Source organism: Loktanella sp. DJP18 (assembly GCF_049310965.1).
GTDB lineage: Bacteria > Pseudomonadota > Alphaproteobacteria > Rhodobacterales > Rhodobacteraceae > Loktanella.
The window spans coordinates 1-1,025 of sequence record NZ_JBMERN010000343.1 but is presented as its reverse complement, the minus strand read 5'-3'; the positions used below and the strand labels follow the sequence as shown (position 1 = coordinate 1,025).

Annotated in this window: 2 protein-coding genes; both read left to right on the top strand. The window is 56.9% G+C overall.

Annotation, left to right across the window (positions count from 1 at the left end):
- Window positions 1-391: 391 nt before the first annotated feature.
- On the top strand, window positions 392-604 hold the full coding sequence (locus ACOI1H_RS25775) for a helix-turn-helix domain-containing protein (RefSeq protein WP_422441184.1): 213 nt from the start codon (window positions 392-394) through the stop codon (window positions 602-604).
- A partial coding sequence (locus tag ACOI1H_RS25770) for a helix-turn-helix domain-containing protein (protein ID WP_422441182.1) occupies window positions 604-1,025 on the top strand: 422 nt, incomplete at its 3' end. The genes ACOI1H_RS25775 and ACOI1H_RS25770, both read left to right, overlap by 1 nt.

Genomic DNA, 1,025 nt, shown 5'->3' with positions numbered 1-1,025 from the left:
TAGTGTTCGTCATAGCGTGATCTCCCTGGCGGTTGCTGCCGCCGGTTGGGTGGGTTCAAGTCACCCGGAGATTACGCGACCTTCAAATTTCTACCACCTTCGCGATACGACCGGCTGCCAGCGTTGCACCTACTGTTGGTTAAGACCCTTTCAGTGAATACCAGTGAAGCAAGAAGGGAAAAGTGGCAGGTTTTTACTCCGCCCGCAGCGAGACAATCCCGCCGCTACCGTGGCCTAATTTTGCACCGCCGTTTCCATATTTTGGATGCGGATGGAAAAGGGGCCGATCACTAGACCTTTCGATCTGACCAAAACGTCCTTTCCAAGCGACTTTTCAAGAATAGCCAGCGCCCTCCAATAGGTCCCAGTCCAACAGAAAAGGATCGGGACAATGGCAAACCTGTTTGAGCAAAATCGAAACTATGTTCTTGGCGACACCGAACTGAATATTATCGGCGACCGCGACAAGCTGGCCCAATGGCGGCACAATGGCACGGGACCGGCCTTCTACAAGCTGGGCCGCAAGATCATCTATCGCGGTGCTGATCTGAACGCATGGGCAGAAACCCATCGCGTTGACCCCGGCAAGGGGAGGGCCAGCTGATGCCCAAGCGCGTTTCTGCGCGCAACATCAAGATGCACAATCAATACACCTATGAACAGGCGGCGGCGGCATTGGGGGTTTCTGTGCAGACGGTGCGATTGTGGCGGCAAGCGGGCCTGCCCGTTCTGGACGGCCAGAAGCCGCATCTGATTTTGGGCTTTGCACTGAAGGATTTTCTGAACAGGCGGCGAAATAAACCTGAACGCCGTCTGGCGCGCGATCAGTTCCTTTGCATGGCCTGTAGCGCGCCGCGCCGCGCATATGACGGGATGGCTGACTATCGTCCCTACACGGCAACGCATGGCAGGCTGGAGGCGCTGTGCGAGGTCTGCCACGGGCTGTGCGGCAAGTTTGCAAGCCCGTCCTTGTGCGCGGAATTATCGCCAGACCTGAACATCGCGATACGCAACGGGACATGCGC

Bases quoted from the DNA above. Each gene is read 5' to 3' on its own strand.
- ACOI1H_RS25775 (WP_422441184.1), top strand. From the start codon at position 392: ATGGCAAACCTGTTTGAGCAAAATCGAAACTATGTTCTTGGCGACACC.